Source organism: Kitasatospora sp. NPDC056273 (assembly GCF_042268845.1).
GTDB lineage: Bacteria > Actinomycetota > Actinomycetes > Streptomycetales > Streptomycetaceae > Kitasatospora.
In genome coordinates this window covers 65284-72724 of the sequence record NZ_JBHJSJ010000043.1, presented here as the reverse complement: position 1 = coordinate 72724, position 7441 = coordinate 65284, and the positions used below count along the sequence as shown (strand labels likewise).

The following is a 7441-nucleotide window of genomic DNA, read 5'->3' as shown; positions in this document are numbered from 1 at the left end:
TCACCGCTGCGAAGCGGTGACGGGCGGGCCTTCCGGCGTTCGTACGGCGGTACGGCTCGGCTCGGCGCGATCAGCCGGCCGGGTGCTGCGGCGGCTGCGGCTGCGCGTACGGGTTGTCCGCCACCGGCTGCGGCGGGACACCCGGCTGGTACGGCGAGGCGCCCGGCGCCGGGGCGGGCGGCACGGGGGCACCGGCCGGCGGCGGGACGGGCGCGCCCGGCTGCGCGGCGTACGGGGCCTGCGGGGCGTTGGGGTTGAACGGCGGCTGCGGCGCCTGCGGGGCGTTGGGGTTGAACGGCGCGTTGGGGTTGAACGGCGCCTGCTGGGCGGCGTTCGGGTTGAACGGCGCGTTCGGGTTGAACGCCCCCTGCGGCGCGTTCGGGTCGAACGGGGCGGCCGCCTGCGCGGGCTGCTTCTTGGCGTTGCTGCGCTCCACCAGCGCCTTCACCGAGGCGACGATCATGCCGACCGGCAGGATGAACGCCTTGAAGAAGATGGTGTACGTGCCGCCCTCGAAGACGAACGCCAGGTAGTAGGCGTACCCCAGGAACGCGAGGCCGAGGACGAGGTTGAGGATGCGCAGGCCGACCTTCAGTCCGCCGGCCGCGACCCCGAGGGCCACCATGATGGCGCCGCTGAGGGCCAGCAGTACGACGTACCAGGAGAAGAGCGGTTCGGCGCTGAAGTCGAGATTGTTCACGGGGGCTTTCCTGGGAGGGGAAGGAGAAAAACGGCGGGAACCGTTCGGGGACGACAGCGCACAGTACTGGAGGCGGCCGACATCCGTCGCCGCCTTTGTGTCACGGTGTCATTGCGCCGGTCCGGAGCGGGAGTAGACGAGGTGGGGAAATGACGGGGTTTGAGGTGCTGCGGGTCTTTTGCGGGCCCGACGGAAGCCACGGGAACGCGCTCGGGGTGGTGCGCGACGGCGCCGCCGTGCCGGGTCGCGCGGACCGGCAGCGGGTCGCGCGCGAACTGGGCTTCAGCGAGACGGTGTTCGTCGACGACCCGGAGCGCGGGGAGATCGACATCTACACCCCGTCGGTGCGCCTGCCGTTCGCCGGCCACCCGTGCGTGGGCGCCGCCTGGCTGCTCGGGGTGGACCGGCTGGTCACGGCCGCCGGCGAGGTGGCCGTGCGGCGCGAGGGCGGGCTGATCCGGATCGAGGCCCGGCCGGAGTGGGCCCCGGGGCGCACGCTGCGGCCGTACGGTTCGGCGGCCGAGGTGGAGGCGCTGGAGGTGCCGCCGCCGGGGGAGTGGGTCTACGCCTGGGCCTGGCAGGACGAGGCGGCCGGCACCGTCCGGGCCCGGGCCTTCCCCGGGCGGGGCGACGGGATCGACGAGGACGAGGCGACCGGTGCGGCCGCCCTGCTGCTGGCCGCGCACCTCGGCCGGGCGCTGACCATCACGCAGGGCCGGGGCTCGCGGCTGCTGGCCGGGCCGCGCCCGGGCGGGCTGGTCGAGGTCGGCGGCCGGGTGGTCCGGGACCCGGGGCCGGATCAGCCGGCCGGGGGCGTCGGCTCCGCGTAGGCGCGCCGCCGGGCGGCGGGCGTGACGGCGGCGACCGAGGTGGCGGCCGCGGCCGAGGTGGCGGCGGCGACCGAGGCGACGGCCGGCGGCACCGAGAGCACCGTCATCCGGGGCACCCGCGGTCGCCGGTCCCGCAGCAGGTGCCGCAGGCCCGGGACGAGCGCGAGGTGGACGACGGCCACGCCGACCACGGCGAGCAGGATGTGGTCCACGTTGAGGACGTGCCCGGGTGCCCAGGAGGAGAGGAACTCCAGCGCGGTCGCCAGCAGCGCGGAGGCGCCGGTGGTGCGCAGGAAGGACGGCAGCCAGGGGGCCCGGAGCCGGCCGCCGGCCAGCGGCAGCAGGACCCCGAGCGGGGCCAGCAGCAGGAGTTCGCCGACCACCTGCCAGCCGCTGGAGGAGCGGAGCGAGGCGAACGGCGTCAGGTTGGCGTCGTACACCCAGGCCACCGGCAGCGGTCTCAGCACCAGCCAGAGCACCAGTGCCAGGTGGCCGGTGAGGCCCGCCAGTCCGGCCAACCGGAGGGGACGGTGGACGGCCGCCGCCGGGTTGCTCTCGGTCCCCGCGCCGGAACGCTCGTCGCGTGTCCTGGTGCCATCTCGCTGCACGGGGGGAAGGACGTGGGCCGACGTCACGTCGGTTCCACACCCGGCGTGAACATTCCCAAACGCGCCCCCGAACCCCCTTCCCGCCCCCCTCCCGCCCCTTGCCGGCGGCCCACCCGCCGGGCGGCCCACCCCCAGGGCGGGCTACCGGCAGGGCGAGGCCGTCGGCACCGCGCTGAACACGTTGTCCGGCGGCGGGCTGCCCGGCGCCACCGGGGTGGGCGACGGGCTCGGGCTCACGCCCGCCTTGGTGCCGCGGGTCGGGGACACGGTCGGGGCCGGGCCCGGCGGGGTGGCCAGGGCCGCCGGTATGTGCGGGGAGGTCGGGCAGGCCGTCCGGCTGGCGGGCGCGCCGGCGTCGACCGGCACGGCGGTCGGCCGGATGCCGCAGCCGGAGGCCAGCGCGACCAGCAGCAGCACGCCGGCGCCGCGGCGCAGGACGGTGCGGGGGACAACGGTGTCGGTGGGGCTGGTCACGTGGCGTCCTTGTCCTCGGCGGCGTCGCCGGCGGGGCCGCCCTCGGCCTCGCCCGCGGACGGCGGAGGCGGCGGGGCCAGCGGCAGCGTCAGGGTGAACACCGCGCCGACCTCCCCGTTCGCCGCCGTGATCGTTCCCCCGTGTATCTGCGCGTTGGCCATCGCGATCGACAGGCCGAGACCGCTGCCCTCCGAGCGGGCCCGCCCCCGGTCCGCCTTGTAGAAGCGGTCGAAGACGTGCGGCAGCACGTCCTCCGGGATGCCCGGGCCGCTGTCGGAGACCTCGACCACGACCGACTCCCCGTCCTGCCGGACCTTGACCCGCACCGGCGAGCCGCCGTGCTTCAGCGCGTTGCCGATCAGGTTGGCGAAGACCACGTCGAGCCGGCGCGGGTCGACCACGGCCAGGATGCCGCGCGGGGCGTCCAGTTCGACCGCGTCGTACCAGGCCCGCCCGTCGATGCAGGACATGATCAGGTCGGCGATGTCCACCTCGTCGGCGACCAGCCTGGCGGTACCGGCGTCGAAGCGGGTCACCTCCATCAGGTTCTCCACCAGGTCGGACAGCCGCCGGGTCTCGCTGACCACGAGCCGGACGGCCGGCTCGATCATCGGGTCCAGCGACTCGGCCTCGTCCTCCAGGATGTCCGTCACGGCGGTCATCGCGGTCAGCGGGGTGCGCAGCTCGTGCGACATGTCGGCGACGAACCGCCGGCTCTGCGCCTCGCGCGCGCTCAGCTCCTCGACCTGCTCGTGCAGCTGCTCCGCCGTCCGGTTGAAGGTCCTCGCCAGGTCGGCGAGCTCGTCCGAGCCGTCGACCTCCAGCCGGGTGTCCAGGTGCCCCTCGCCGAGCCGCCGGGCGGCGTCGCCGAGCCGCTTGACCGGCCGCAGCACGGTGGCCGAGGCGGCCTGGGCGAGCAGCGCCGAGCCGATCAGCGCGAACAGCGTGGCGATCGCCAGCGACCAGCCCAGGGTGTTGAGGTCGGCCCGCTCGTTCTCCAGCGACTTGAACATGTACGCCGTCGGGCCGTTCGGCACCACCTTGGTGCCGCCGATCACGAACGGCCGGCCCTCCAGGTTCTGCCGCTGCCAGTACAGGTGGTACGGGTACGGGTTGTTCTCGGTGATCTCGCGCGGCTTGGCGACGGTGGACTGCAGCGCGGTCGGCACGTCGGCCAGCGTGAAGTGCGCGGGGTCGGAGGAGGCCGGGCACTCCGGGTGCGCCGCGTCGACCACCACCACGTCGTACGTCAGGCCGGAGCTGGCCACGGTGGACGCCAGCGAGGCCAGCTCCTGGCAGGTCGCGTTCAGCGGCAGGTCGGAGACGTTGCGGGTGAGCGAGACCCGGAAGTCGTTCAGCACGGTGTTCTGGGCGCGCTTGAGCACCGCGTCGCGGTTCAGCCAGTACGCGATGCCGGAGGCCGAGACGGCGGCGAGCAGCGCGACGGCCGCGAACACCGCGATCAGCCGCACCCGCAGGGAGCGCAGCCGACGCCACCGGCCCGTCGAGAACCGCCGGGCAGTCGTCTGATGGTCAGTCACAAGAGCCTGTCGTGGTACGGGAGTTCAGAGGTCGGGGGAGGGGCCGGCGGCCGGGTCGCGGGGTCAGGCCGGCGGGTCCAGCCGGTAGCCCACCCCGCGGACGGTGCGGATCAGCGTCGGCGCGGACGGCACGTCCTCGACCTTGGCCCGCAGCCGCTGCACGCACGCGTCCACCAGGCGGGAGTCGCCGAGGTAGTCGTGCTCCCAGACCAGCCGCAGCAGCTGCTGGCGGGAGAGCGCCTGGCCGGGGCGGCGGCTGAGCTCCAGCAGCAGCCGCAGCTCGGTCGGGGTGAGCTGGAGGTCGAGTCCGTCCTTGGTGACGGTCATCGCCGCGCGGTCGATCACCACGGTGCCGTAGGCCGAGGAGTCCGAGCTCTCCCGTTCGCCGCGCCGCAGCACCGCCCGGATCCGGGCGTCCAGCACCCGCGGCTGCACCGGTTTCACGACGTAGTCGTCCGCGCCGGACTCCAGACCCACCACCACGTCGATGTCGTCCGAGCGGGCGGTCAGCAGGATGATCGGCAGCTGGTCGGTGCGGCGGATCCGGCGGCACACCTCGAAGCCGTCGATGCCGGGCAGCATCACGTCGAGCACGATCAGGTCGGGCCGCTGCTCCTTGAAGAGACGCAGACCGTCCTCACCGGAGGCAGCGGTGGCCACGCGGTGGCCCTGGCGGGTGAGGGCGAGTTCGAGGCCGGTCCGGATGGCGTCGTCGTCCTCGATCAGAAGGAGGAAAGGCACGGCCCCATTTTGGCCCACCGGCAGCGCCGAATCACCCCCCGGACCACCCACCGTCCCTTCTGGAACCGGAACGCGTGCCACCGGCGTCAGGTTCACAGGGGGGCGGTCCGGGACATTCGGACGGCTCCTGTGACACCCCTGTGACAGTCGGCGGACAGCGCCATCACAACCGGCGGGCAGGATTTTCCATGTCGCCGCAGGACAGCGGGCCGCAAGGCCGGCTGAAGGGCGGCTACCGGAACCGCTCGTACCGACCCAGGGGGCGCACGATGAACGCCACGCTTCAGACCCGGACCAACCCGGCTGTCCGCACCGCGCGTTCGTCAGCCACGTCCCACCGGACCCGGTACGAGGTCAGGACCGACGAGAACTCCGGTGCCGTGACCGTGCGGGGGTGCGCGCACAGCACCGGTGGAAACCCTGTCGCCCGTCGGGTGAGCGGCGGCGGCAGGACGGGGGAGCTGTACGGGATCGGCCGTCTGGGGAGTTCGGCCGACTCCGCCACCACCCTCACGCTGCGGGGGATCCTCCCCGTCCGCGTCGAGGGCAAGGACGCCCCGGGGGGGAACCGGGGGACCGGGGGGAACGGTCTGCGGACGGTCGGTTCGGGGGAGCCGACCGGTCGCGAGGCCGCCGGTGCGACGCTGCTGCGGCTGAACCCCGCGGCGGCCCGCACCACCGAGGCCGGGCAGGGGGGCGCGCAGGGGGAGCACCCGGCCGTCGCGGAGGACCACATCACGGAGTTCACCGCGTACGTGCGCGAGCGCCGCGCCTCCCTGTACGCCACGGCCTACCACCTGACCGGTGACCGCTACGAGGCCGAGGACCTGCTGCAGAGCGCGCTCTTCAGCACCTACCGGGCCTGGGGCCGGATCACCGACAAGGCCGCGGTCGGGGGCTACCTCCGCCGCACCATGACCAACCTGCACATCTCCGCCTGGCGGCGCCGCAAGGTCAACGAGTACCCGACCGAGGAGCTGCCGGAGACGGCCGGCGACACCGACGCGATGGGCGGCACCGAGCTGCGCACCGTGCTCTGGCAGGCGCTGGCGAAGCTGCCGGAGAACCAGCGCACCATGCTGGTGCTGCGGTACTACGAGGGCAAAACCGACCCGGAGATCGCCGGCGTGCTGGGGATCAGCGTCGGCACGGTCAAGAGCAGCATCTGGCGCGCCCTGCGCCGGCTGCGCGAGGACGAGCACCTGAACAAGTCCGGCGACACCGTCCGGGCGTTCGGCGAGCTGGTCGCGTAACGAGGACTCCCGTCGGGGGACGGGAAGCGGACGGTCACGGTCCGGGGGCAGCGGCTCGGGGGAGCACGCCCGTGGGGGAGCCGAAGACCGTTCGGGGAAGGCGAAGGGCCCGGTGCGGGGGAGACGCACCGGGCCCTTCGTCATGCCCTGGGGTTCGGCCGTACCGGGCTCGGCCGTACGGGGTTCAGGCGGCGGAGAGCTCGCCGGCCCGGGTCGCGGCGCGGATCCGCCGCTCGGCCTCCGGCCCGGCGCACGCGTACGAGCCGAGCGCGACCTGCCGTCCGACGATGGACCGCTCGGCCCGCATCAGCCGCAGGCCCCGGCGCAGCAGCACCGGCAGCGACTTGCGGCCCTCCCGGACGTCCCGGCGCAGCCGGCGCCAGGCCGTGGTGAGCGCGCCGTTGCGCAGGCACAGGGCGTCGCCGAGCAGGCCCTGGTCGGCGCACTCGGCGGTGATCTCGGCGGCGAAGATGCCCTCCGCGATGAACGCGTCCGCCCCGTCCAGCTCCAGGCCGCGGGTGCCGATCCGGCCGTTGTCCGGGATCGAGTACACCGGGACGTCGGTGCGGCCGTGCTCGTGCAGGGCGCGGATCGCGGCGACGGCCTGGTCGCGGTGCCAGGCCAGCGGGGAGTCCCAGTCGACGGCGCCGTCCGGCAGCCGCGGCAGGGTCGGGTCGTCCCCGTCCTTGTAGAAGTCGTCGAGCTGGAGCACCGGCAGGCCGCTGCGCTCGGCGAGCGAGGACTTCCCCGACCCGGAGGGCCCGGAGAGCAGGATCACCCGGGCATGCCCGGTCGGTGCGGGGTTCATGGGGGAGTCACTCACGGGACACCAGTCTGACGCATCCCGGCCGGTTGCCGAAACCGGCCGGGGCGGACCTTCTACCGTGCCCCTGGCTTCGACTGTGACGCCGGGTCGGCGAGGGCGACGTGGACCATCGGCAGGTAGCGGCTGTCCACCTGGAGGTAGACCGGTTCGTCGGTGCCGGGCGGCAGGTAGGCGGTGGCGGCCCAGTCCGGGCTGTGCCAGGTGTCGGGCTCGGGCTCGTGGAAGGTCCCGCCGGCGGGCAGTTCGCGCCGGTCGGTGTCGCGGGTGACCAGGGCCACGGTGTCGGTGCCCGGCCTGATGCGCAGGCTGCCGTTGACGTAGTCGGGCTGCCGCTCGGACCGGGCCGAGCAGGGCACCCTGACCGGGCGGCCCGCGGCCAGCCGCCGCCTGGTGCGGGCCACGTGCCACGTGCGGTAGAAGCCGTCCGCGAACAGTGCCATCAGCTCGCCGATGAACTCGCCCATGCGT

Annotated in this window: 9 protein-coding genes; 2 read left to right on the top strand and 7 right to left on the bottom strand. The window is 74.2% G+C overall.

Annotation, left to right across the window (positions count from 1 at the left end):
- Positions 1-70: 70 nt before the first annotated feature.
- Positions 71-700: a hypothetical protein gene (locus ACFCY1_RS30225; RefSeq protein ID WP_074003910.1), complete on the bottom strand. Its 630-nt coding sequence runs from the start codon at positions 698-700 to the stop codon at positions 71-73.
- 149 nt (positions 701-849) lie between these two features.
- On the opposite strand from ACFCY1_RS30225, the gene ACFCY1_RS30220 reads away from it, so the two are divergent.
- Positions 850-1530 (top strand): PhzF family phenazine biosynthesis protein, encoded by a 681-nt coding sequence (locus ACFCY1_RS30220; protein WP_375876653.1) that lies wholly within the window; start codon positions 850-852, stop codon positions 1528-1530.
- Here the strand turns inward: ACFCY1_RS30220 and ACFCY1_RS30215 are convergent.
- The 4 genes from ACFCY1_RS30215 to ACFCY1_RS30200 form a co-directional block, all read right to left on the bottom strand.
- Positions 1500-2138: a VanZ family protein gene (locus ACFCY1_RS30215; protein ID WP_158077740.1), complete on the bottom strand. Its 639-nt coding sequence runs from the start codon at positions 2136-2138 to the stop codon at positions 1500-1502. The genes ACFCY1_RS30220 and ACFCY1_RS30215 overlap by 31 nt on opposite strands.
- 141 nt (positions 2139-2279) lie before the next feature.
- The gene (locus ACFCY1_RS30210; protein WP_074003907.1) at positions 2280-2612 is read right to left on the bottom strand and encodes a hypothetical protein; all 333 of its coding nucleotides are present in this window, start codon (positions 2610-2612) and stop codon (positions 2280-2282) included.
- Positions 2609-4153 (bottom strand): HAMP domain-containing sensor histidine kinase, encoded by a 1545-nt coding sequence (locus tag ACFCY1_RS30205; protein ID WP_049654103.1) that lies wholly within the window; start codon positions 4151-4153, stop codon positions 2609-2611. Before ACFCY1_RS30205 ends, ACFCY1_RS30210 begins: the two co-directional genes overlap by 4 nt.
- A gap of 63 nt (positions 4154-4216) precedes the next feature.
- Positions 4217-4894: a response regulator transcription factor gene (locus ACFCY1_RS30200; protein ID WP_049654100.1), complete on the bottom strand. Its 678-nt coding sequence runs from the start codon at positions 4892-4894 to the stop codon at positions 4217-4219.
- Positions 4895-5163: 269 nt separating this feature from the next.
- Between ACFCY1_RS30200 and ACFCY1_RS30195 the strand changes: the two genes are divergently transcribed.
- On the top strand, positions 5164-6147 hold the full coding sequence (locus ACFCY1_RS30195; RefSeq protein ID WP_369808315.1) for a SigE family RNA polymerase sigma factor: 984 nt from the start codon (positions 5164-5166) through the stop codon (positions 6145-6147).
- Between the two features lie 184 nt (positions 6148-6331).
- Here the strand turns inward: ACFCY1_RS30195 and ACFCY1_RS30190 are convergent, their stop codons facing one another.
- Both ACFCY1_RS30190 and ACFCY1_RS30185 read right to left on the bottom strand, forming a co-directional pair.
- Positions 6332-6970: an ATP-binding protein gene (locus ACFCY1_RS30190; RefSeq protein WP_375876652.1), complete on the bottom strand. Its 639-nt coding sequence runs from the start codon at positions 6968-6970 to the stop codon at positions 6332-6334.
- Positions 6971-7026: 56 nt separating this feature from the next.
- Positions 7027-7437, bottom strand: coding sequence for a hypothetical protein (locus ACFCY1_RS30185; protein WP_375876651.1), 411 nt, complete (start codon positions 7435-7437; stop codon positions 7027-7029).
- Between the last annotated feature and the right edge of the window lie 4 nt (positions 7438-7441).